17 protein-coding genes are annotated in these 22,908 nt (G+C 72.3%); 11 read left to right on the forward strand and 6 right to left on the reverse strand.

The annotated features are described in order from the left end of the window. Positions 1-28 precede the first annotated feature (28 nt). On the reverse strand, positions 29-505 hold the full coding sequence (locus FJM51_RS13030) for a hypothetical protein (protein ID WP_140454581.1): 477 nt from the start codon (positions 503-505) through the stop codon (positions 29-31). A gap of 310 nt (positions 506-815) precedes the next feature. Between FJM51_RS13030 and FJM51_RS13035 the strand changes: the two genes are divergently transcribed. After that, entirely contained in the window at positions 816-1,790 is a 975-nt protein-coding gene (locus FJM51_RS13035) for a glutathione S-transferase family protein (RefSeq protein WP_140454582.1), read from the forward strand. Here FJM51_RS13035 and atzF read toward each other — a convergent pair whose 3' ends face one another. After that, entirely contained in the window at positions 1,791-3,584 is a 1,794-nt protein-coding gene (atzF, locus tag FJM51_RS13040) for an allophanate hydrolase (protein WP_140454583.1), read from the reverse strand. Between the two features lie 194 nt (positions 3,585-3,778). Between atzF and ade the strand changes: the two genes are divergently transcribed. Then, positions 3,779-5,497, forward strand: coding sequence for an adenine deaminase (gene ade / locus FJM51_RS13045; RefSeq protein ID WP_233713116.1), 1,719 nt, complete (start codon positions 3,779-3,781; stop codon positions 5,495-5,497). On the opposite strand, the gene FJM51_RS13050 is transcribed toward ade, so the two are convergent. Genes FJM51_RS13050 through FJM51_RS13060 form a run of 3 tightly spaced genes read right to left on the reverse strand, consistent with a single transcriptional unit; the run spans position 5,494 to position 10,401 of the window. Continuing rightward, the gene (locus FJM51_RS13050; RefSeq protein ID WP_140454585.1) at positions 5,494-6,606 is read right to left on the reverse strand and encodes an ABC transporter permease; all 1,113 of its coding nucleotides are present in this window, start codon (positions 6,604-6,606) and stop codon (positions 5,494-5,496) included. The two genes, ade and FJM51_RS13050, sit on opposite strands and share 4 nt — an antisense overlap. Position 6,607: 1 nt before the next feature. After that, on the reverse strand, positions 6,608-9,328 hold the full coding sequence (gene rbbA / locus FJM51_RS13055; protein ID WP_140454586.1) for a ribosome-associated ATPase/putative transporter RbbA: 2,721 nt from the start codon (positions 9,326-9,328) through the stop codon (positions 6,608-6,610). Continuing rightward, positions 9,325-10,401 carry an HlyD family secretion protein gene (locus FJM51_RS13060; RefSeq protein WP_140454587.1) on the reverse strand — a complete coding sequence of 359 codons (1,077 nt, stop codon included), beginning with the start codon at positions 10,399-10,401 and terminating at the stop codon, positions 9,325-9,327. Before FJM51_RS13060 ends, rbbA begins: the two co-directional genes overlap by 4 nt. A 146-nt stretch (positions 10,402-10,547) precedes the next feature. Here FJM51_RS13060 and FJM51_RS13065 point away from each other — a divergent pair, with 146 nt between their 5' ends. The 9 genes from FJM51_RS13065 to xylB all read left to right on the forward strand — a co-directional run bounded on the left by FJM51_RS13065 (position 10,548) and on the right by xylB (position 21,282). Further along, positions 10,548-11,687, forward strand: coding sequence for an alpha-hydroxy acid oxidase (locus tag FJM51_RS13065; RefSeq protein ID WP_140454588.1), 1,140 nt, complete (start codon positions 10,548-10,550; stop codon positions 11,685-11,687). Between the two features lie 114 nt (positions 11,688-11,801). Next, positions 11,802-12,686, forward strand: coding sequence for a formyltetrahydrofolate deformylase (purU, locus tag FJM51_RS13070; protein ID WP_140454589.1), 885 nt, complete (start codon positions 11,802-11,804; stop codon positions 12,684-12,686). Between the two features lie 227 nt (positions 12,687-12,913). Beyond that, complete coding sequence (locus FJM51_RS13075; protein ID WP_140454590.1) at positions 12,914-13,480, forward strand: GbsR/MarR family transcriptional regulator; 567 nt, start codon at positions 12,914-12,916, stop codon at positions 13,478-13,480. Between the two features lie 4 nt (positions 13,481-13,484). Further along, positions 13,485-15,140 carry a thiol reductant ABC exporter subunit CydD gene (gene cydD, locus FJM51_RS13080; protein WP_233713117.1) on the forward strand — a complete coding sequence of 552 codons (1,656 nt, stop codon included), beginning with the start codon at positions 13,485-13,487 and terminating at the stop codon, positions 15,138-15,140. Next, the gene (locus FJM51_RS13085; protein WP_140454592.1) at positions 15,137-16,807 is read left to right on the forward strand and encodes an ATP-binding cassette domain-containing protein; all 1,671 of its coding nucleotides are present in this window, start codon (positions 15,137-15,139) and stop codon (positions 16,805-16,807) included. Before cydD ends, FJM51_RS13085 begins: the two co-directional genes overlap by 4 nt. Before the next feature lie 22 nt (positions 16,808-16,829). Beyond that, positions 16,830-18,407, forward strand: a complete 1,578-nt coding sequence (locus FJM51_RS13090; protein ID WP_140454593.1) for a cytochrome ubiquinol oxidase subunit I — start codon at positions 16,830-16,832, stop codon at positions 18,405-18,407. A gap of 4 nt (positions 18,408-18,411) precedes the next feature. Beyond that, complete coding sequence (gene cydB / locus FJM51_RS13095) at positions 18,412-19,569, forward strand: cytochrome d ubiquinol oxidase subunit II (protein ID WP_140454594.1); 1,158 nt, start codon at positions 18,412-18,414, stop codon at positions 19,567-19,569. 20 nt (positions 19,570-19,589) lie between these two features. After that, positions 19,590-19,754, forward strand: a complete 165-nt coding sequence (cydX, locus tag FJM51_RS23770) for a cytochrome bd-I oxidase subunit CydX (protein ID WP_181164547.1) — start codon at positions 19,590-19,592, stop codon at positions 19,752-19,754. 55 nt (positions 19,755-19,809) lie between these two features. After that, entirely contained in the window at positions 19,810-21,282 is a 1,473-nt protein-coding gene (xylB, locus tag FJM51_RS13105) for a xylulokinase (protein WP_140454595.1), read from the forward strand. Between the two features lie 52 nt (positions 21,283-21,334). On the opposite strand, the gene FJM51_RS13110 is transcribed toward xylB, so the two are convergent. Then, entirely contained in the window at positions 21,335-22,675 is a 1,341-nt protein-coding gene (locus FJM51_RS13110; protein ID WP_140454596.1) for a dicarboxylate/amino acid:cation symporter, read from the reverse strand. Positions 22,676-22,908 lie beyond the last annotated feature (233 nt).

Consider the following 22,908-nt stretch of genomic DNA (forward strand, 5'->3'; position numbering starts at 1 on the left):
GGCCTCCAGGTCAGTCGAATGGGCGAAGTCAGAGACGAAGCCGCGCGCCGATCGCCTCGGTCAGGCCGCGTTCGGCCTCCGGACCCTCGAGCGCCTGGCCGTCGAGATCGGCGATCGCCTCGGCGATCTCCGGCTCGACCGGCGAGAAGAAGCCGTTCTCCCGCGTCGCGAGGCGGAAGCTGGTGATCCCGTCGCGCCGCCTTATGTCGCCGAGATGATGCATCTGCCGGCCGGTATCGAGGTCGACGAGGCTGACGCGGCCGTTGACGGCGATCCGGACGAAGGGGCGCGGGGGCTCGCTTCGCGCGGTGGCGCGCGCGGTATGGATGATGAGGCCCTCGGGCTCCGGCCCCGTCTTCGCCGGCGCGTTCCGGCGCGCCGACCAGGCGCCGTTGGTCAGATGGTCGGCGAGCTTGTCGATCACCGGCCGGTTGGCCTCGATCACCTTGCGCGCGCGCTCGTCCTCCGGCCGCGGTCCGCTCCGTTTCGAAACGATGTCGATCATCCAGTCCTCCCTGGCCGCCCGGTCTTCGCCTTGGGTCGGCCGACGCATCCTAGCCCAGCGGAGCCATGGATGCCACAATATCAAGGTAGCGCCCCGCGTCCCCGGGCGGGTAGTAGCGCGCTACCACTTCCCTCACTTCCCCCGGCGGGCAGGATCCCGCCCGCGGGATCGAAGCGGCCCGGATTAGGTCCGTTCCGGAAAGAATGATCTCCCGCGCGGACGGCTGGTCGGCCGCGCCGTCCGGGGCTACGTCGGTGGCGGGAACGGGATCCGGGCGCGGCGAGGCGCGCCCCAGCGACGGGAGAGCGGCATGCTCGTGGATGGCATCTGGACGGAGAACTGGCAGCCGGTGCAGGCTGTCGATGCGAAGGGCGGCTTCGTGCGCCAGATCTCGGGCTTCCGGAACTGGGTCACGCCCGACGGCGCGGCCGGGCCGACCGGCGAGGGTGGGTTCCGGGCCGAGGCCGGGCGCTATCATCTCTATGTCGCGCTCATCTGCCCCTGGGCCTCGCGCACGCTGATCGGGCGCCGGCTGAAGGGGCTCGGGGAGGCGATCTCCGTCTCGGTGGTCGAGCCGGCGATGCGCGATCAGGGCTGGCGCTTCGGCGACTATCCCGGCGCGGACCGCGACACGGTGAACGGCGCGACCTGGCTGCACGAGATCTACACCCGCGCGGACCCGCGCCATACCGGCCGCGCCACGGTGCCGGTGCTCTGGGACAAGCTGCGCGGCACGATCGTGAACAACGAATCCGCCGACATCCTGCGGATGCTGAATTCCGGCTTCGGCGATCTCGCGCGCTCCGACATCGATCTCTATCCGGCCGATCTCGCCGCCGGGATCGACGCGCTGAACGCGCGGATCTATCCCGCGCTCAACAACGGCGTCTACCGCGCCGGCTTCGCGACCACGCAGATCGCCTACGAGGAAGCCTTCCGGGGCGTGTTCGTCATGCTCGACGCGCTCGAGGAGCGTCTCGCGGGCGCGGGCCCCTTCCTCTTCGGGGAGCGGTTCACCGAAGCCGACATCCGGCTCTTCGTGACGCTGGTCCGTTTCGACGCGGCCTATCACGGGCTCTTCAAGTGCAACCTGCGCCGGCTCGCGGACTATCCCGGCCTCTCCGCCTATCTCGCCCGCGTGCTCGCGGTGCCGGGGATCCGGGAGACGGTGAGCATCGACCACATCAAGCGCGGCTATTACGCGATCCGGGCGCTGAACCCGACCGGAATCGTGCCGGTCGGGCCGGACCTGCCCGGGCTCGACCCGGTGTCCCTGGCCGTCTGATCAGCCCCTCGCGGCGCGATAGGCGCGCCAGCCGCCGAAACCGGTGATCTCCTCGGCGCCGTCGAGCGCGTGGCCCTCGCAGAGGAAGCCCGGCACGGCGGAGCCGTCGGCGAGCAGCACCTTGCCGATGCCGAGCGGCGCGGGGATCGCCGCGACGAAGGCGCCGAAGGCCGCCGGCGGCAGCGCCCAGAGCTCGACCGCGATGCCGGGGCCTTCGAAGCCCGGCGCGTGGGCGAGGCCGGGCTTGGGCGGCACGGTGCCCGCGAGCGCGTAGAGCCGGTAGCCCGGCGCGGTCGTGGCCGCGCCGACGAGGACGCCGCCCGGCGCGGTCAGTTCGGTGTTGAGCGGCATGCCGGAGAGATGCGCGCCGACGACCGCGAGCGTGATCCAGCCCCCCGGCACGAAGGGCGCGGGCGGCGGCGGCACCGGCGCCGCGCGGTCGCGCCCGAGCCCCGAAGCCGCCGCGTGGTGCATCGCCGCGGCGAAGGGCGCGAGCGCGTCGTCGGTGAAGGCGGGGCCGACCAGCGTCACGCCCGCGGGCAGGCCGGAGGGGCCGAAGCCGCCGGGTACCGCGATCGCGGCGAGGCCCATCAGGTTCGCGAAATTGGTGTAGCGGCCGAATTTCGAATTCTCCCCCACCGGATCGGCCAGCATCGCCGCGACCGTCGCGGTGGTGGGCGAAGTCGGCAGCATCAGCATGTCGACCGCGTCCCAGACCGGCTGGACCGCCTGGATGTAGCTCTCGAGCGCGTAGCGGCCCCGGAACGCCTCGACCGCCGTCCTGTCCCTGGCGCCCTCGATGATCGCGCGCACCGTCGGGTCGAAATCCGCCGCGTTGGTCGCGAGGAAATCCTCGACCGCCGCCAGCCGCTCGGCGACGAAGGGGCCGTCGTAGAGCAGCGCCGCCGCGGCGCGGAAGGGCGCGTAGTCGAAGGGGACGATGGTCGCGCCCAGCGCCTCGGCCCGCGCGATCGCCGCGTCGTAGAGCGCCTCCTTCTCCGCGTCGCCAAAGAACTCGCGCTCGGCGCCTGCGAGCACGCCGATCCGGGGCGCCGGCGGAATGCCCGCGGGCCTCGCGGGGCGGGAGAACGGATCGGCGAGGTCGTAGCCCTCCATCAGCCGCCGCACCTCGACCGCGTCTCCGACCGTGGGCGCGAAGACGGTGATCACGTCGATCGAGCGGCAGGCGGGCACGAGGCCGGCGTTCGAGACGAGGCCCGGCGTCGGCTTCACGCCGACGATGTTGTTGAACATCGCCGGCACGCGGCCCGAGCCGGCGGTGTCGGTGCCGAGCGCGAAGGCGCAGATCCCGGCCGCGACCGCGACGGCGGAACCCGAGGAGGAGCCGCCGGAGACGTAGTCGGCGTCGAAGACGCAGCGCGGCGCGCCATAGGGCGAGCGGGTGCCGTTCAGCCCGGTCGCGAACTGGTCGAGATTGGTCTTGCCGATCATGAGCGCGCCCGCGGCGCGCAGCTTCGCGACCGCCGCCGCGTCCGCCTCGGGGAGATAGGCGAAGGCGGGGCAGGCGGCGGTGGTGGGAAGCGGCGTCGCGTCGATATTGTCCTTGACCGCGAAGGGCATGCCCCAGAGCGGCAGGGAATTGGGTTCCGGCGCGCGGGCGACGAGCGCCTCGGCCTCGGCGATCAGCGCCTCGGCCGGGGTCGGCGCGATGAAGACGGCCGGATCGGGCCAGGCCTCGCGGCGGCGGATCACCTCCTCCGCCAGCGCGCGGGGCGTGAGGCCGCCCGCGTAGGCGGCGCGGAGCGAATCAAGCGTCAGGATCTCGGGCGGCATCGGCTACTCCGTGGGGCGCGCTCGGGCGCGGACGGGGGCGATGATCGCGGGGTTCCGGCCCGCTGTCACCTGCTCTCGCACCCGCGCGCCCGCCTTTCCGCCCCGATCGCGCCGCGGGCGCGGGATGGTGGCACCGGCGGACGGGCGCGCCTATGCTGCCACCGCGCCGGCAATCCGCGGGGGGAGAGAGCGAATTGGAACAGGATCAGACCGGGACGGGGCGGCTCGAAGCCCGGATCGCGCAGGGGCGGGGCGACGTGCCCGCCGATCTCGTGCTGCGCGGCGGCCGGGTCTTCGATCTCGTCACCGGCGCGCTGACCGAGGGCGACGTGGCGATCTGCGGCGACACCATCGTCGGCGTCGAGGCCCATTACGAGGGGCGCGAGGTGATCGACGTCGCGGGCCTCACGCTGGTGCCGGGCTTCATCGACACGCATCTCCATGTCGAGAGCTCGCTCGTCACCCCGTTCGAATTCGACCGCTGCGTGACGCCGAGGGGCGTCACCACGGCGATCTGCGACCCGCACGAGATCGCCAACGTGATCGGGCTCGACGGCATCCGCTACTTCCAGGAGGCGAGCGCGCATACGCTCCTTGACCTGCGCGTGCAGCTTTCCTCCTGCGTGCCCGCGACCGACATGGAAACCTCCGGCGCGCGGATCGAGGCTGGGGATCTCGCGGCGGTGATGAACCATCCTTCCGGCATCGGCCTCGCGGAATTCATGAACTATCCCGGCGTGATCCACCGCGATCCGCGCGCGATGGCGAAGCTCCGGCTCTTCGAGGGTGGCCATGTCGACGGCCATTGTCCCCGGCTCTCGGGGCGCGATCTCAACGCCTATGTCGCCGCCGGAATCCGGACCGAGCACGAGGCGACGACGCCGGAGGAGGCGCTGGAGAAGCTCCGGAAGGGCATGCGCGTGCTGATCCGCGAGGGCTCGGTCTCGAAGGATCTGGAGGCGCTGGCGCCGATCCTGAACGACGCGACCTCCGCCTATCTCTGCCTCTGCACCGATGACCGCAACCCGCTCGACATCGCCGAGCAGGGGCATCTCGACTACATGATCCGCCGGCTGATCGAACGCGGCGCCTCGCCGCTCGCCGCCTATCGCGCCGCCTCGCTCTCGGGCGCCGAGGCCTTCGGGCTGCGCGACCGCGGGCTGATCGCGCCGGGGCGGCGGGCGGATATCGTGGGGGTGCGGACGCTCGAGGCCTGCGACGCGCAGATCGTGCTCTGCGCCGGGCGCCGGGTGACGGCGGAGGCCTTCGCCGCGCGGGGATCGGTCGCGCCCGTCGGCCGGCATTCGGTCAAGGCCCGGCGCCTCGCCCCGGAGGATTTCCGCTCCGCCGCCAACCGCGAGGAGACCGACGTGATCGGGGTGATCGAGGGCAAGATCATCACCGAGCATCTGCGCGAGACGATCCCGATCGCGGACAACGACAAGCGGCCCGACCCCGCGCGCGACCTGATCCGCGTCGCGGTGGTGGAGCGGCACGGGATGAACGACAACCGCGCCACCGGCTTCGTGAAGGGCTTCGGGCTGCGGGAGGGCGCGATCGCCTCGACCGTCTGCCACGACCACCACAACATCGCCGTGATCGGCGCCGATTACGCGGACATGGCGCTGGCGGCGAACCGGCTCGCGGAGATCGAGGGCGGCTTCGTCGTCGCCCGCGACGGCGTGATCCTCGCCGAACTGCCGCTGCCGGTCGCGGGGCTGATGAGCCTCGAACCCTTCGAGGTGGTGCGCGACACGCTGGTCGAACTCCGCGCCGCGGCGAAAAGCCTCGGCGTCACGCTGGAGGAGCCGTTCCTGCAGCTCGCCTTCCTCGCGCTCCCGGTCATTCCGGCGCTGAAGATCACCGACCGGGGCATGGTGGACGTCGCGCGGTTCGAACTGATCCCCGGCTAGCGCAGGAAGCGGCGGAAGCGCCAGAGCGCGAGCGCGAAGCAGATCCCGCCGATCCCGATCAGCGCGAGAAGCTGGGGCCAGATCACCCCGAGCCCGGCGCTCCGGAACAGGATCGCCTGGGCGAGCATCACGAAATGCGTGTTCGGCGCGGCGAGCATCAGCGTCTGGAGCACCTCCGGCATGCTCTCGCGCGGGGTGACCGCGCCCGAGAGCATCTGGAGCGGGATCAGCACCAGCATCATCAGGAGCCCGAACTGCGGCATCGCGCCGGCGAGCGTCGCGAGGAAGATGCCGAGGCAGGTGGTCGCGAAGAGCTGCAGCGCGGTCGCGAGCAGGAAGAGCGCGAGCGAGCCCCCGAGCGGCACGCCGAGCCAGCCGCGCACGACGAGGACGAGCGAGAGCACCGTGGCGCAGAGCACGACGAGCCCCATCGACCAGACCTTGCCCAGCATGATCTCGGCCGGGCGCACCGGCATCACCAGCAGATGCTCGATCGTGCCGTGCTCGCGCTCGCGGATCAGCGCGGCGCCGGTCAGGATGATCGCGAGCATCGTGATCGCGTTGATCAGGCTGGTGACCGCGCCGAAATTCCGCTGGCTCAGCGTCTGGTTGAAGCGGATCCGGGGCGAGAGCGCGACCGGAGCCTCCGTGTCCGCGCGATGGCGGGCGAGGAATGCCGCCACCTCCCCGGCGACGATGCTCTGGACGTAGTTGCCGCCGCTGAAGGCCTGCGTCATCCGCGTCGCGTCGATGTTGAGCTGGATCCGGGGCACGCGCCCGCCCACCACGTCGGCCTCGAAACCGGGCGGGATGACGAGGGCGAAGGTGTCGAGCCCGCGATCGAGCCGCGCGTCCATCTCCGACACGTCGACCATGTGCGGTTCGCTGAAATAGGGCGGGTAGAAGGCGCCCGCGATCCGCGCCGAGAGGGGGGAGCGGTCCTCGTCGACGATGGCGATCGCGGCCCGGCTCAGCGTCTCGGGCATCGCGCGCGAGAAGGAATAGACCTGGATCGTGAAGGAGAAGACGATGAGGATCATCATCGCCGGATCGCGCGCGAGGCCGCGCATCTCCTTCACGCCGAGTCGGAGGATGTTCGAGACCCGCATCTCAGCGCGCCCGCTTGCCGAGGAAGGCCGCCGCGAGGCCGAGCAGGACCGGCGCGGCGGCGGCGAGCGCGAGGAAATCGGGCGCGAGCGGGCCGATGGCGAGGCCCTTCGAGAAGATGCCGCGCGCGATGGTGACGAAATGGCTCGCCGGGAACAGCGCGCCGAAGACCGCGCCGCCGCCGTCGAGCGAGGAAACGGGCGTGAGCAGGCCCGAGAACTGGATCGTCGGGATGATCGTGGCCAGCGCCGTGGCGAAGATCGCCGCGATCTGGCTCGACATGAAGGTCGAGATCACGAGGCCGATCCCGGTCGCGGCGAAGGCGTAGATCAGCGCGGCGAGCGTGAGCGCGGGAAAGCTGCCCGTCAGCGGCACGCGGAAGAAGAAGACCGCGAACCCCGCCAGCATCAGGAAGTTCAGCATCGCGATCGCGACATAGGGCAGCTGCTTGCCGAGCAGGAATTCGAGCCGCGTGACCGGGGTGACGTGGAAGTTCACGATCGAGCCCAGCTCCTTCTCGCGCACGATCGAGAGCGTGGCGAGCATCGCCGGGATCATCAGGAGCAGCATCGGGATCACCGCGGGCACCATCGCGACGAGGCTCTCGACGCCGGGGTTGTAGCGGTAGCGCGGGGCGAGGTCGAAGGCGGCCCCCGCCGCCGCCGCGTGGTTCTCGCGCGCCTTGCGCGCCAGCCAGTCGGCGTGCATGCCCCGCGCGTAGCCCCGGATCGTCTCGGCGCGCGTCGGCATCGCCCCGTCGATCCAGGCCGCGACCTCGACCGGCGTTCCCCGCGCGACGTCGCGCGCGAATCCCGGCGGGATCTCGAGCGCGAGGCTGATTTCGCCCGCCCGCATCCGCCGGTCGAGATCGTCGTAGCTCGTGATCGGCGGCTGTTCGGAGAAATAGCGCGAGCCCGCGATGTCGCTCACATAGTCGCGGCTCGTCGCGGTGGCGTCGCGGTCGAGCACGGCGAAGCCGAGGTTTCGCACGTCGAGATTGATGCCGTAGCCGATCACGAACATCAGGATCAGGCTGCCGGCGAAGGCGAGCGCCGCGCGGATCGGGTCGCGCCGCAGCTCCAGCGCCTCGAGCCGGCTGTAGGCGAGCATCCGGCGCGGATCGAAGGCCCGCCGCCGCCGGGTCTCCGCTTCCGCCGGAGCCTCCGTCACCGGGGGCGGAGCGGACGCCTCCGGCCCCGTCGCCGCCTCGAGAAAGGCGATGAACGCCTCCTCGAGACTCGCCGCGCCCTTCGCGGCCATGATCGCGCCGGGCGTGTCGCTCGCCAGCACCCGGCCCGCGTGCATGAGCGAGATCCGGTCACAGAGCGCGGCCTCGTTCATGAAATGGGTCGAGACGAAGATCGTCACCCCGTCGCGGCGCGAAAGCTCGCCCAGCGTCCGCCAGAACCCCGCCCGCGCCACCGGATCGACGCCCGAGGTCGGCTCGTCGAGGATCAGGATGTCGGGCGCGTGGATGAGCGCCACGGCGAGGCTCAGCCGCTGCCGCGCGCCGAGCGGCAGCGCCTCGGGCAGCGCGTCGAGCACGGCGCCGAGGTCGAAACGGTCCACCATCTCCGCGATCCGCCCCGGGATCCCGGCGCGCGGCAGGTCGAAGAGATGCGCGTGCAGCTCCAGATTGCCGCGCACGGTGAGCTCGGCGTAGAGCGAGAAGGCCTGGCTCATGTAGCCGACGCGCCGGCGCGTCTCGATGTCGCGCGGATCGACCCGGGCACCGAGAAGCTTCGCCTCGCCCTCGCTCGCGGGCAGGAGGCCGGTCAGCATCTTCATCGTCGTCGTCTTGCCCGACCCGTTGGAGCCGAGGAAGCCGAAGATCTCGCCCCGGCGGATCCGGAAGCTCACGTGGTCGACGGCGGTGAAGCCGCCGAAGCGCATCGTGAGCCCCTCCGCCTCGATCACCGGCGCCTCGTCCGGCCGGGCGGGCGGCGGCGCGAAGCGCGGCGGGGCATAGCCGCGCCGCCGCACCTCCGGCAGGAGCGCGACGAAGGCGGCGTCGAGATCGTCCGTCCCCGCGCGCGCCATCAGCTCGCCCGGCGTCCCGGTCGCGAGGATCCGGCCCGCCTCCATCGCGACGAGCCAGTCGAATCCCGCCGCTTCCTCCATGTAGGCGGTGGCGACGATCACGCTCATCCCCGGCCGGCGCGCCCGGATGCCGCCGACGAGTTCCCAGAACTGGCGGCGCGACAGCGGATCGACGCCCGTCGTCGGCTCGTCGAGGATCAGCAGGTCGGGATCGTGGATGAGCGCGCAGCAGAGGCCGAGCTTCTGCTTCATGCCGCCCGAGAGCTTGCCCGCCGGGCGGTCCGCGAAGGGCGCGAGCCCGGTGCCGGCGAGAAGCCGCGCGATCCGCGCCCGCCGCTCCGGCCCGTCCTGGCCGAACAGCCGGCCGAAGAAGTCGCAGTTCTCCGCGACCGAGAGCGTCGGGTAGAGATTGCGCCCGAGCCCCTGCGGCATGTAGGCGATCCGGGGCCGGACCCGCGCGAGATGGGCGTCCGCGCCGATGTCGCCGCCGAGCACTTCGACGCGTCCCGCCGCGACCCGCCGCGCCCCCGCGACGAGGGAGAGCAGCGTCGACTTCCCCACGCCGTCGGGACCGATCAGGCCGACGACCCGCCCGGGCGGAATGTCGAGCGTCACCCCGTCGAGCGCCCGCGTCGCGCCGAAGGACAGCGCGACCTCCTCCAGCCGGGCGACGGGAGGGGTCATTCGACGAGGTTCCGCGCGAGGAAGTCCGGCCATTCCGCCTCCGGATCGAGGCGGACATAGGCGACGCCGGGCAGGCCGGTCTTCACGTAGCGCATGTACTTGCGCAGCAGTTCGCGCGGCAGTCGCGCGCGCACGCGGAACATGAGCTTCTGGCGCTCCTCCTCGGTCTCGACCGTCTTGGGCGTGAACTGCGCGACGTCGGCGACGAAGCTGATCCTCGCGGGCACCACGCGATCCGGCGCGGCGTCGAGCACGAGCCGGACCTCGGTCCCGATCGCGACGCGGCCCGCCTCGGCGGTCGGCAGGAAGAAGGTCATGTAGACATCGCCGAGATCGACCATGTTGAGGACGCGCCCGCCCGCCGCCAGCACCTCGCCCGGCTCGGCGACGCGGTACTGCACCCGGCCGTCGCGCGGCGCGCGCAGCGTCGAATCGTCGATATCGGCGCGCACCGCCTCGATCGCCGCCTCCGCGGCGGTGATGGCGGCCCCGGCGTCCACCACCGTCGCCTTCGCCGCGTTGATCGCCGCTTCGGCGGCGGCGAGCTGCGCCTCGGCCGCGGCGACCGCCGCCTGGGCGGAGCGCGCGGCGGCGCGGTCGTTGTCGAGGGTCGATTGCGGCACCGTGTTCGACCGGGCCAGCGGCTCGGACCGGGCAAGCTGGCTCTGGGCCGCGTCGCTCTCGGCGCGGCGCTGCTCGATCACCGCCTGCGCGGCGCGGTGCTCGGCCTCGCGCTGGGTGACGAGGCTGCGCGCGGTCTCGACGCCGATCCGCGCGCGTTCGAGCTCCGCCTCCGCCTGACGCGCCTTCGCCTCGAGCTGGACCGTGTCCATGCGCGCGAGTTCCTGGCCCCGGGTGACGAAATCGCCCTCGTCCGCCAGGATCTCGGCGAGCCGCCCGGCCACCTTGGTCGAGATGTCGATCTCGACCGCCTCGATCCGGCCGTTGCCGCGCGCGAACCCCGCCGGCGGGGTATCGCCGCCGAGCCGCGTCCAGGCGAGATAGCCTGCGAGCAGGAGCGCGGCGAGGACGGCGGCGGCCGGGAGCAGGCGGCTCGGTCGGGGCGGCTTCATCTCTCTCCCTTTCGCGCGGTCCCGCTGCCGTATTTCTGGCCGAAGAGGCGGAAGCCTCGCAAGGGCCGCCTGCGCGGCGGGCCGTGCCGCTGGCCTTTCGGGACGCCCGGGACTAGATCCGGCGCCGGAACGGAGGGAAGGGTTCGATGCTCGAGACCGCGCTGACGATCGGGGACCTGAAGCGCCGCGCGCGCCGGCGGGTGCCGAGGATGTTCTTCGACTACGCCGATTCCGGCGCCTATACCGAGGCGACCTATCGCGCGAACGAGGCCGATTTCGCGAAGATCCGGCTGCGCCAGCGCGTGCTCGTCGACATGACCGACCGGAGCCTCGCGAGCGAGATGGCGGGCGAGCCGGTCGCCATGCCCGTCGCCCTCGCCCCGACCGGGCTCACCGGCATGCAGCACGCCGATGGCGAGATCCTCGCCGCCCAGGCGGCCGAGGCCTTCGGCGTGCCCTTCTGCCTCTCCACCATGTCGATCTGCTCGATCGAGGACGTGGCGGCGCATACGCGCAAGCCCTTCTGGTTCCAGCTCTACGTGATGCGCGACCGCGATTTCATCGAGCGGCTGATCCGGCGGGCGAAGGCCGCCGGCTGCTCGGCGCTGGTGCTGACGCTCGACCTGCAGATCCTCGGCCAGCGGCACAAGGACATCCGCAACGGCCTTTCCGCCCCGCCGAAATTCACGCCCCGCCACCTCTGGCAGATGGCGACCCGGCCGCGCTGGTGCGCCGGGATGCTCGGCACGCGGCGGCGGGGCTTCGGCAACATCGTCGGCCATGCGAAGGACGTGGCCGATCTCTCCTCGCTCTCCTCCTGGACGGCGGAGCAGTTCGATCCCCGGCTTTCCTGGGACGACGTGGCCTGGATCAAGGAGAAATGGGGCGGGAAGCTGATCCTGAAGGGGATCCTCGACCCCGAGGACGCGCGCATGGCGCTCGATTCCGGCGCGGACGCGCTCATCGTCTCGAACCACGGCGGGCGGCAGCTCGACGGCGCGCGCTCGGCGATCTCGGCCCTGCCCGGGATCGTCGCCGCGGTGGACGGCGCGATGGAGGTGCACATGGACGGGGGCGTGCGCTCCGGCCAGGACGTGCTGAGGGCGGTGGCGCTGGGCGCGAAGGGGGTCTGGATCGGCCGGCCCTTCCTCTACGGGCTCGGCGCGGGCGGCCGGGCCGGGGTGACGCGCGCGCTCGAGATCATCCGGAACGAGCTCGACATCTCTATGGCGCTCTGCGGCCGGCGCGACATCCGCGCGGTGAACGCGGAGATTCTCGACCTCTGAGGCCCGGGGCGGGAGATTCGCGCGCCGAAGCGTCGGGATTGGAACAGCCGGCGCGGCCGTTTTCCGCGAGGCAGCACGGGCGCGCGTCCCGATCGGCGGCGAAGGAGGAAAGTCATGGAAGAGTTCATCATCACGGTCGCCTGCCCGTCGCGGCGCGGCATCGTCGCGGCGGTCTCGGGCGCGCTCGCCGAGCAGGGCTGCAACATCGTCGACAGTTCGCAGTTCAACGATCTCGACAACGGCCGCTTCTTCATGCGGGTCAGCGTCGTCTCCGAGAACGGCGCGTCCCGCGAGGCGGTCGCGGCGGCGCTGGCGCCCATCGCCGAGGGTTTCGACATGGACGTGGCCGTCCATGACGCGGCCGAGCGGGTGAAGGTGATGCTGATGGTCTCGCGCTTCGGCCACTGTCTCAACGACCTGCTCTACCGCTCCCGCATCGGCGCGCTGCCGATCGACATCGTCGGCGTGGTCTCGAACCATTTCGACTACCAGAAGGTGGTGGTGAACCACGACATCCCGTTCCACCACGTGCGGGTGACGAAGGAGAACAAGCCCGAGGCCGAGGCGCGGCTGATGGCGCTGGTCGAGGAAAGCGGGGCGGAGCTCATCGTGCTCGCGCGCTACATGCAGGTGCTGTCGGATTCGCTCTGCCAGAAGATGTCCGGGCGGATCATCAACATCCACCACTCCTTCCTGCCCTCCTTCAAGGGCGCGAACCCCTACAAGCAGGCGCATGAGCGCGGCGTGAAGCTGATCGGCGCCACGGCGCATTTCGTGACCGCCGATCTCGACGAGGGGCCGATCATCGAGCAGGACGTGGCGCGGGTGACGCACGCGCAGTCGGCGGAGGATTACGTGAGCCTCGGCCGCGACGTCGAGGCGCAGGTTCTGGCGCGCGCGATCCACGCCTATATCCACCGCCGGGCCTTCATGAACGGCAACCGGACCGTGGTCTTCCCGGCGAGCCCCGGCAGCTACGCCTCCGAGCGGATGGGCTGAGCCGGCCCGTCGCACGCCCGCTTCGGGCCAACAAGCATATGCATAAGCCGGGGGCGCGCGATCCGCGCCTCCGGCTTTGCGCCATTATGTCTATGCATATTCTGGCCGTCACGCCCGCCGTGACCGGCCATGCGCGGGCCGCGGGGCTGTCCCGCGGGCGGGCAGGATTGCGCGCGCGGGATCTGGCGTGCTAGTCATTTCGGAAATTTCTGAAATGACGGTATGTCATGAACCTTTCGCCGCTCGTCCAGTCCTTCGTGCTCCATTTCGGCGAAATGGGCAGCCGCTGGGGCATCAACCGGACGGTGGGGCAGATCTACGCGCTGCTCTACGTGTCGGAGGATGCGCTCTGCGCCGAGGAAATCGTTGAAATGCTCGGCATCTCGCGCTCCAATGTCTCCATGAGCCTGCGTGAACTGCAGACCTGGAACCTGGTTCTGCTCCGCCACAAGCCCGGAGACCGTCGTGATTTCTTCACGACCCCGTCCGATGTCTGGGCGATACTGCGCACCCTGGCCGAGGAGCGGAAGAAGCGGGAGATCGATCCCACCCTCTCGGTCCTGCGCGACCTGATCCTGGTGGAGGCCGGCGACGAGGCGGAGCGTCACGCCCAGGCGCGGATGGCGGAGATGCACGGGCTGATCGAGCAGCTGGTGACCTGGTACGACGATGTGAAGACCCTCGACAGCGACCGCCTCGCGACGCTGCTCGCGCTGGGCGCGAAGGTCACGCGGCTGCTGGAGGCGAAGGACCGGCTGACGCGCTGGCCGCGCAGGACGGATGAGGGGGCCTGAGGCGATGGAGCGGGACGCGAGGACGGATGGCCGGCTCGCGCGCGCCTCGGCGCTCCTCGCCGTCGCGCCGCTCCTCTGGATCCCGCAGGCGGCGCTGATCGCCCTCGCGCTCGGGCGCATCGCAGGCGGCGGGGGCGTCGCCGGTGTGCTCCTTCCCGCGGCCGGGCTCGTCGCGCTCGCCGCGCTCCGCGCGCTTCTCGAAACCGCGGGCGGGTGGCTCGCCTTCGTTGCCGCGCGGTCCCGGCTCTCGGCGGCCCGGGCCGCGGCGCTGGCGCGGGTCGCGGCGGGCTCGCCCCTCGATCGCGCGCGCGCGCCTTCGGGGCGGGTCGCGAGCGTGGTCGCGGAGGAGGCCGAGGCGGTCACGCCCTCTCTGGCACGGTTCCGGCCCGCCCGGCTGCGCGCGGTGGTCGTCCCGCTCGGCATCCTTCTCGCGGTCCTGCCGCTCTCCTGGCTCGTCGCGCTCCTGCTCCTGATCGCGGCGCCGCTCGTTCCGGTCTTCATGGCGCTCGTCGGCTGGCGCGCCCAGGCGGCGAGCGCGGAGCGGCTGGGGCATGTCGCCGACATGAACGCGGCGCTGCTCGACCGGCTGCGCGGGATCGCGACGATCCGGGCGCTCGGCGCGGCCAATCTCGCGGCGAGGCGGCTCCGCGCCGAGGCGGAGCGGTTCCGAGCGGGCACGATGGCGGTGCTCCGGATCGCCTTCCTCTCCTCCGCCGTGCTGGAACTCTTCGCCGCGCTCGGCGTCGCGATGGTCGCGGTCTTCGTCGGCTTCCACCTGCTCGGCCAGATCGGCTTCGGCGCCTGGGGCGCGAAGCTGACGCTCGGGCAGGGGGTCTTCCTGCTCCTGCTCGCCCCCGCCTTCTTCGAACCCCTGCGCGAGCTTTCCGCCGTCTGGCACGACCGCGCCTCGGGCGAGGCGGCGCTGGCCGCGCTCGACGCGCTCGGCCAGGGGGCCGCGGTCCTGCCCGGCGCGGGAGAGGCGGCGGAAGCCCCCTTCGCAGGCACGCCCGCCGTCGCGGTTTCCGGGCTGTGCTTCCGCCATGCCGGCCGCGCGGAGGCGGCGCTCGACGGGGTCGCGTTCGATCTGGCGCCGGGCGAGTCCCTCGCCGTCACCGGGCCGAGCGGCGCGGGAAAGTCCACGCTGCTCGCGCTCGTCGCGGGGCTCGCGACGCCGGAGGCCGGCGAGATCCGGATCGGCGGGCGGCGCCTCGACGCGGAAAGCGCGGCGGAGTTGCGCGCGGGCATGGCCTGGATCGGCCAGTCGGCCCGGATCTTTCCGGGCACGCTCGCGCGCAACGTCACGCTCGGGCGGTCGATCGGACCCGGGGAGGTGGCCGAGGCGCTGCGCTTCGCCCGGCTCGACGGGGTGGCGGCGGCGCGCGGCCGCGCGCTGATCGGCGAGGGCGGGTACGGGCTCTCGGGCGGGGAGGCGCTGCGCCTCACGATCGCGCGCGCCGCGGCGACGCCCGGCGCGCGGCTGATCCTCGCCGACGAGCCGACCGCGCATCTCGACGCGGAGACCGCCGCCGAGGTGACGGAACTCCTGCTCGCGCTCGCGCGGGGGCGCACGCTGATCGTCGCGACCCATGATCCGCTGCTCGCGGCCCGGCTCGACCGGCACCTCGCGCTGGCGGCCCCCGGGCTGGAGGCCGCCGCGTGATCCGCGTCCTTCTCCCGCTTTCGCGCGGCACCCGCGGCCGGCTCGCGCTCGGACTCCTGCTCGCGGCGGCGACGCTGCTCGCGGGCGTCGGGCTCATCGGTCTCTCGGGCTGGTTCATCACCGCGACGGGCCTCGCCGGGGCGAGCGTCGCGACCGCGCTCGCCTTCGACGTCTTCGCGCCGGCGGCGGCGATCCGGCTGCTCGCGATCCTTCGGACCGGCGCGCGCTACGGCGAGCGGCTGACGACGCATGACGCGGCGCTCGCGAGCCTCGCGGCGCTGCGCGAGCGGCTGTTCCGGGGGATGGTCCGGGGCGACGCGGCGCCGGACCTGGTCCGGGGGCCGAGCCGGCGGCTCTTCCGGCTCACGCTCGACGTGGACGCGCTCGACGCGGTCTATTTGCGCGGGATCGTCCCGGCCGCGGCGCTCGGCTGCGCCGCGGGCGCGGTCGGGCTCGGCCTGGGGCTGATGGATGCTCGGGCGGGCGTGGCGGTGGCGCTGGCGCTGCTCGGGCTGGGGCTCGGGTTTCCGGCGCTGGCGCTCGTCCGCGGGCGGCGGCCGGCGCGGGACCGGGCGCGGCTGCTGGAAACGCTGCGCGCCGGGGCGGCGGATCTCGCCCATGGCCAGACCGACCTGCTGATGGCGGGCCGGCTCGGCGCCGCGCGGGCGCGGCTCGCGGCGGCGGATGCGCGGCTCGCGCGGACCGACGCGGCGCTCGACCGGCTGGAGCGGCGGACCGGCGCGGGTCTCGCGCTCGGCCAGGCGGGCCTGCTCGCGGGCACGCTTCTCATCGTCGCGGCGCTGGCGGAGCGGGGGGCGATCGGCGCGCCGGTGGCGGCGCTCGGGCTGCTCGGCGTCTTCGCCGCGACCGAACCCTTCGCCGCGCTGCGCCGCGCGGGCGGCGACCTCGCCCGCGCGCGCCTCGCCGCCCAACGCCTCGGGCCGGGGCTCGCGCCCCGCGCGCCCGTTCCGGCGCCGGCCACGCCCGGGCCGGGCCTCGCGGTGGCGCTTCGCGGTGTCGCAGTGAGACATCCAGGCGCGGCGGCGCCCGTGCTCGACGGCATTGACCTGAGCATCGCGGAGGGCGAGCGGGTCGCGGTGGTCGGCGCCTCCGGGGCGGGGAAATCCACGCTGATCGCGCTCCTGTCCGGCGCGCTCGCACCCGAAGGCGGCGCCGCCGCCGCGCTGCCCGCCACGCCGCTCGGCCAGCGGACCGAACTCTTCCGCGACAGCCTGCGCGGCAATCTGGCGCTCGCCGCTCCCGGCGCCTCGGATGCCCGGCTTCTCGGCGCGCTCGACGCCGCCGGGCTCGGATCCTTCGTCGCGGGCCTCGCCGAGGGGCTCGGAACGGAACTCGGGGAGGGCGGGCTCGGCCTCTCCGGCGGGCAGGGGCGGCGGCTCGCGCTCGCCCGCGCGCTCCTCCACGACCGCCCGCTCTGGCTGCTCGACGAGCCGACGGACGGGCTCGACGCCGCGACCGCCGCCCGGGTGCTCGGCCGCCTCGACCGGGCGGCGAAGGGGCGGACGCTTCTCATCGCCACGCATATCCGCCGCGAGGCGGCGCTCGCGCACCGGATCGTCGCGCTTTCGGGCGGCCGGATCGTCGCGGACGCCGCCCGCGGCCAACCCGCCTTCGACAGCCTTCTCGCCGGACTTCGGCCCGACTGAACCCGTCATGTCAGGAAGCCTCATGGAACTCGACATCGTCGCGCTCTCCCGGTTGCAATTCGCAACCACGGCGCTCTTTCACTTCCTCTTCGTACCGCTCACCCTCGGCCTCTCGGTGCTGCTCGCGATCATGGAGACGGTCTATGTGATGACCGGCCGGACGATCTGGCGCCAGATGACGAAGTTCTGGGGCGTGCTCTTCGGCATCAACTTCGTCGTCGGCGTTGCCACCGGCATCGTGATGGAGTTCCAGTTCGGGATGAACTGGAGCTATTACAGCCAGTACGTGGGCGACATCTTCGGCGCGCCGCTCGCGATCGAGGGGATGATGGCCTTCTTCCTCGAGGCGACCTTCGTGGGCCTGTTCTTCTTCGGCTGGGACCGGCTCTCGAAGATCGGGCATCTGGCGGCGACCTGGGCGGTGGCGCTCGGCTCGAACTTCTCGGCGCTCTGGATCCTGATCGCGAACGGCTGGATGCAGAACCCGGTCGGCTCGGCCTTCAACCCCGAGACGATGCGGATGGAGATCACGAGCTTCTTCGACGTGATGTTCAACCCGGTCGCGCAGGCGAAATTCGTCCATACCGTCTCGGCGGGCTATGTGACGGCCTCGATCTTCGTGCTCGGCGTCTCGGCCTGGTATCTGCTCAACGGGCGGCACCTGAAGCTCGCGCGGCGCTCGATGACGGTCGCGGCCTCCTTCGGCCTCGCCGCCTCGCTCTCGGTCGTCGTGCTGGGCGACGAGAGCGGGTATCTCACGACCGAGCACCAGCGCATGAAGATGGCGGCGATGGAGGGCATGTGGCACACCGAGCCCGCGCCGGCCGCCTTCAACCTGATCGGCCTTCCGGACCAGCGGGCGCGCGAGACGCATTTCGCGGTGCAGGTTCCGGGTGTGCTCGGGCTGATCGGCACGCGCTCGCTCACGCGCGAGATCCCCGGCATCTTCGATCTGGTCGAGGAGGCGAAGGACCATATCCGCGACGGGATCCGGGCCTATGACGCGCTCCAGGCGATCCGCGCGGCGCCGAACGGCGACGCGGCCCCGGCGGAGGCTAAGGCGACCTTCGGGGATCTCGGCCACCGGCTCGGCTACGCGCTCCTGCTCCTGCGCTATGTCGAGGATCCGCGCCGGGCGACGGAGGCCGATATCGAGAAGGCGGCCTGGGACACGGTGCCGAACGTGCCGACGATGTTCTTCGCCTTCCGGACGATGGTGGGCCTCGGCTTCTTCTTCATCCTCTTGACCGGCACCTTCTTCTGGCTCTCGGCGCGGCGCGCGCTCGACCGGCGGCGGTGGCTGCTCCGGGTCGCGGTGATCGCGATTCCGCTGCCCTGGCTCGCGGCGGAACTCGGCTGGGTCGTCGCCGAGGTCGGGCGGCAGCCCTGGAGCATCGAGGGCGTGCTGCCGACGGCGGCCGCGGTCTCGAATCTCGGCGCCTCGACGGTGCTGACGACGCTGCTGGGCTTCATCGCCATCTACACCTGCCTCTTCATCGTCGAGATGGGGCTGATGCTCCGCGCGATCCGCAAGGGGCCCGATCCCGATACCGGGCCGGAGGCGCCGCTCGCCCCCGGCGCCCTCGTGGCCGCGGAGTGAGACCATGATCCTGCACGACCTCATCGCCTATGACACGCTGCGCCTGATCTGGTGGGTGCTGCTCGGCGTGCTCCTGATCGGCTTCGCCGTGATGGACGGTTTCGACCTCGGCACGCAGATCCTGCTGCCCTTCGTCGCGGAGAACGATCTGGAGCGCCGCGTCGTCATCAACGCGGTCGGCCCGGTCTGGGAGGGAAACCAGGTCTGGCTGATCCTCGGCGGCGGCGCGATCTTCGCCGCCTGGCCGCCGCTCTACGCGGTCAGCTTCTCGGGCTTCTACCTCGCGATGTTCCTGATCCTCTTCGCGCTGATCCTGCGGCCGGTCGGGTTCAAGTACCGCTCCAAGCGCGAGGGGCCGGGCTGGCGCGCGGGCTGGGACTGGGGGCTCTTCGTCGGCGGGCTCGTGCCCGCGCTGGTGGTCGGCGTCGCGGTCGGAAACGTGCTGAGGGGCGTGCCCTTCCGGTTCGACGATGCGATGCGGATCTTCTACGACGGCACGACGCTCTTCGAACTGCTCAACCCCTTCGCGCTGCTCGCGGGGCTCATCTCGGTCGCGATGCTCACGATGCATGGCGCGGCCTGGCTGATGCTGAAGACCTCCGGCCCGGTCGAGACGCGGGCGCGCGGCTATGGCATCTCCGCGGCGCTGCTGACCGCGATCCTCTACGCGCTCGCCGGGATCTGGCTCTGGCTCGGCGTCGACGGCTACGCGGTCACGAGCACGGTCGTGACGGACGGGCCGTCGAACCCGCTCGCCAAGTCGGTGGAGGTGGCCGCGGGCGCCTGGTTCCGGAACTACGAGGCCCATCCCTGGATGATGGTCGCGCCCGCGCTCGGCCTCGCCGGGCCGCTGATCGCCGCGGGGCTGATGGCGCTCGGCCGGGGCGGGCTGGCGCTGCTCGCGAGCGGGCTCTCGATCTTCGGGATCGTCGCGAGCGTCGGCCTCGCGATGTTCCCCTTCATCCTGCCCTCCTCGGTCGATCCCCGTTCGAGCCTCACCGTCTGGGACGCCTCGTCGAGCCACATGACGCTCTTCGTCATGCTCGCGGCCACGGTGATCTTCCTGCCGCTGATCATCGCCTACACGACCTGGGTCTATCGCGTGCTTTGGGGCAAGGTCGACGCGCGCGCGATCCAGGACGGCAGGGGCCATTCCTACTGAAACCCGAAAGGAGACGAGAGATGTGGTATTTCGCCTGGATCCTCGGCCTGCCGCTGGCCGCGGCCTTCGCGGTGTTGAATGCGATGTGGTACGAACTGATGGCGGACAAGGCCGCGGCGGCGCGCCCGCCGGCGCGGGCGAAGCCGGGAACGCAACCGCGCGGCGCGGGCGAGGACGCGATCTGACCCCGCGCCGAGGGCGCCGCGCGCCGGATCGCGCGCGCGGCGGGGGAGGACGGGAATGGCGACGGCGCTCGGACTGGATCTCGGCACCTCGGCCCTGAAGGCGGTGCTGATCGACGCGGGCGGCGTGCGCGCCGCCGCCGAGGCGCCGGTTCCGGTCCGGAGCCCCGGGCCCGGCGCCTCGGAACAGGATCCGGAGGACTGGTGGCGCGCGCTCGAAGCCGCGCTCGGCGCGCTCCGCGCCGACGCGCCCCGGGAGTTCGCGGCGGTGGGGGCGATCGGGCTTTCGGGGCAGATGCATGGCGCGGTCTGGCTCGACGGTGCCGACCGGCCGCTCCGCCCGGCGATCCTCTGGAACGACACCCGCGCCACGCGGGAGGCGGCGGAGGCCGCGGCGCTCCCCTGGCTCGAGGCGGCGGCGGGACTGCGGCCGGGTCCGGGCATGACCGCCTGCAAGCATGTCTGGCTCGCACGCCACGAGCCGGACGTCGCGGCGGCCACCCGCCGGCTGACGCTCTGCAAGGATTACCTGCGCCTGAGGATGACCGGGGAACATGCGACCGATCCCTGCGACGCCGCCGGCACGCTGCTGCTCGACGAGGCGGCGCGGGACTGGTCGGACCGCGCGCTCGACCACTTCGGCATGCCGAGGGTGAGCCTGCCGCGCGTCGTCGAGGGGCCGGAGCCGACCGGCAGGCTGCGGCCCGCGCTCGCGGCGGCCTGGGGGCTCGACGCGGCGCCCGTCGTGATCGCCGGGGCGGGGGATGGCGCGGCCGGGGCGCTCGGCCTCGGGCTCGTCGCGCCGGGGGAGGGGTTCGTCTCGCTCGGCACCTCGGCGCAGATCACGATCACCGCGGACGTCTGGCGCCCGGCGCCCGGCAGCGGGCTGCAGGTGCTGGCGCACGGGCTGCCCGGCCTCTGGTACCGCGCGGCGGCGCTCCAGAGCGGGGCGGGGGCGATCGCCTGGGCGGCGCGGATGACCGGGCGGAGCGTGCCGGAACTGCTCGCCGAGGCGGCGGCGCTCGATCCCGCGGAGGAGGCGCCGGTCTTCCTGCCCTATCTCGCGGGCGAGCGCACCCCGCATGACGATCCGGACGCGCGCGGCGTCGTCTTCGGCCTCGGCCTCGCGCACGGGCCGGCGCATCTCGGCCGGGCGGTGCTGCGCGGCCTCGCCTGCGCGCTCGCCGACGGGCTCGCCGCGCTCCGGGGCGCGGGCGGGGTGCCGGCGGAGCTTTCGGTGGTGGGCGGGGGCACGCGCTCGCCCGATCTGCTGGCGCTGGTGGCCGCGGCGCTCGACACGCCGCTCGTGCTGCGCGACGGCGGCGGCTCGGGCGCGGCGCTCGGCGTCGCGCGGGTGGCGCTGGCGACGCTCGAGGGGGCGGAGCCCGCGACCTTCCTGACCCCGGCGCCGGAGGCGGGGCGGATCCTGCCCGATCCGGATCTCGCCCGCGCGCTCGCCGGGGCGCTGCCCCGGTACCGCGCGCTCTACCGGGCGCTGCGCCCGTCCTTCGCCGCGCTGGCCCGGGCATGAGAAAGGCGCGCCCCGGGGGGCGCGCCTTTCCTGCTTCGAGTGGCGGGGGAAGTCAGGCGGCGGCGGCCGTTCCGTCGAGGGGCTCGCCCTGTTCGTCCACCGCGATCTCGCCGTTCAGCACCGCGTGGAGCCGCTCCTGGTCGAGCTCGCCCTCCCAGCGGGCGACGACCAGCGTCGCGACCGCGTTGCCGACGAAGTTCGTGAGCGCGCGGCATTCGGACATGAAGCGGTCGACGCCGAGGATCAGCGCCATGCCGGCGACGGGGACCGAGGGCACGACCGAGAGGGTCGCGGCCAGCGTGATGAAACCCGCGCCGGTGATGCCCGCGGCGCCCTTCGAGGACAGCATCGCGACGAGGAGGAGCAGGATCTGCTCGCCAAGCGAGAGATGGGTGTTCGTCGCCTGCGCGATGAAGAGAGCGGCCAGCGTCATGTAGATGTTGGTGCCGTCGAGGTTGAAGCTGTAGCCGGTCGGAACCACGAGGCCGACGACCGAACGCTTCGCGCCGGCGTTCTCGAGCTTCTCCATCAGCGAGGGCAGCGCCGCTTCCGAGGACGAGGTGCCGAGCACGAGCAGCAGCTCTTCCTTGAGGTAGCGGATCAGCTTCAGGATCGAGAAGCCGTTGAAGCGGGCGACCGCGCCGAGCACGACGAGCACGAAGATGAGCGCCGTGAGGTAGAAGGTGCCGACGAGGAAGGCGAGATTCAGCACCGCGCCGATGCCGTACTTGCCGATCGTGAAGGCCATCGCGCCGAAGGCGCCCACGGGAGCGGCCTTCATCAGGATCGCGACGAGCCTGAACATCGGCTCGGTCAGCGCCTGGAGGAAGCTCAGCACCGGCGCGCCGCGTTCGCCCACCATGCCGAGCGCGATGCCGAAGAGGACGGAGATGAAAAGCACCTGCAGGATGTCACCATCGGCGAAGGCGCCGACGAGCGTGGCCGGGATGATGCCCGAGAGGAAGCCCACCACGGTCGTGTCATGCGCCTTGCTCGCGTAGTCGGCCACGGCCGCGGCGTCGAGCGAGGCCGGGTCGATGTTGAGCCCGGCGCCCGGCTGGATCAGGTTGCCGATGATGAGGCCGACGATCAGCGCGAGCGTCGAGAAGGTCAGGAAATAGGCGAAGGCCTTGCCCGCGACCCGGCCGACCTTCCTGAGGTCGCTCATGCCGGCGATGCCGGTGGTGACGGTCAGGAAGATGACCGGCGCGATGATCATCTTGACGAGCTTCACGAAGGCGTCGCCGAGCGGCTTCAGGCTCGCGCCGATCTCGGGCCAGAAATGGCCGATGGTGATGCCGAGCGCGATCGCGACCAGCACCTGGACGTAGAGCTGCCTGTAGAGCGGGGTCGCCGCGCGGATTTCGCCGGGGGCGGGGGGTGCGAGATGCATGCGTGTTCCTCCGTTATCGGGGGATCGCCCGCGTCGGCGCGCCCCGCTTTCCGTCCGGACCGCCGCCCGGATGAAAGGCGTTCAAGCATGTTTCGTGCCAGGTGGCCGGAGGGACGGAATGTCCTTGCGGCATGGCCGCTTGCCGCCGGACGCATGGCCCGGTGACGCGCGCGCGGGGCGGGATTCCGCACCGCCCGGACTGGCCGAGTGCGGAAATCCGCACTAGCTTCGGG

This window comes from Amaricoccus solimangrovi, from assembly GCF_006385685.1.
In the GTDB taxonomy this organism is placed as follows: Bacteria; Pseudomonadota; Alphaproteobacteria; order Rhodobacterales; family Rhodobacteraceae; genus Amaricoccus; species Amaricoccus solimangrovi.

Excerpts from the sequence above, each read along its gene's own strand:
- FJM51_RS13030 (WP_140454581.1), bottom strand. The coding sequence starts at position 505 with ATGATCGACATCGTTTCGAAACGGAGCGGACCGCGGCCGGAGGACGAG.
- FJM51_RS13035 (WP_140454582.1), top strand. The coding sequence starts at position 816 with ATGCTCGTGGATGGCATCTGGACGGAGAACTGGCAGCCGGTGCAGGCT.
- atzF (WP_140454583.1), bottom strand. The coding sequence starts at position 3,584 with ATGCCGCCCGAGATCCTGACGCTTGATTCGCTCCGCGCCGCCTACGCG.
- FJM51_RS13050 (WP_140454585.1), bottom strand. The coding sequence starts at position 6,606 with ATGCGGGTCTCGAACATCCTCCGACTCGGCGTGAAGGAGATGCGCGGC.
- rbbA (WP_140454586.1), bottom strand. The coding sequence starts at position 9,328 with ATGACCCCTCCCGTCGCCCGGCTGGAGGAGGTCGCGCTGTCCTTCGGC.
- FJM51_RS13060 (WP_140454587.1), bottom strand. The coding sequence starts at position 10,401 with ATGAAGCCGCCCCGACCGAGCCGCCTGCTCCCGGCCGCCGCCGTCCTC.
- FJM51_RS13065 (WP_140454588.1), top strand. The coding sequence starts at position 10,548 with ATGCTCGAGACCGCGCTGACGATCGGGGACCTGAAGCGCCGCGCGCGC.
- purU (WP_140454589.1), top strand. The coding sequence starts at position 11,802 with ATGGAAGAGTTCATCATCACGGTCGCCTGCCCGTCGCGGCGCGGCATC.
- FJM51_RS13075 (WP_140454590.1), top strand. The coding sequence starts at position 12,914 with ATGAACCTTTCGCCGCTCGTCCAGTCCTTCGTGCTCCATTTCGGCGAA.
- cydD (WP_233713117.1), top strand. The coding sequence starts at position 13,485 with ATGGAGCGGGACGCGAGGACGGATGGCCGGCTCGCGCGCGCCTCGGCG.
- FJM51_RS13090 (WP_140454593.1), top strand. The coding sequence starts at position 16,830 with ATGGAACTCGACATCGTCGCGCTCTCCCGGTTGCAATTCGCAACCACG.
- cydB (WP_140454594.1), top strand. The coding sequence starts at position 18,412 with ATGATCCTGCACGACCTCATCGCCTATGACACGCTGCGCCTGATCTGG.
- cydX (WP_181164547.1), top strand. The coding sequence starts at position 19,590 with ATGTGGTATTTCGCCTGGATCCTCGGCCTGCCGCTGGCCGCGGCCTTC.
- xylB (WP_140454595.1), top strand. The coding sequence starts at position 19,810 with ATGGCGACGGCGCTCGGACTGGATCTCGGCACCTCGGCCCTGAAGGCG.
- FJM51_RS13110 (WP_140454596.1), bottom strand. The coding sequence starts at position 22,675 with ATGCATCTCGCACCCCCCGCCCCCGGCGAAATCCGCGCGGCGACCCCG.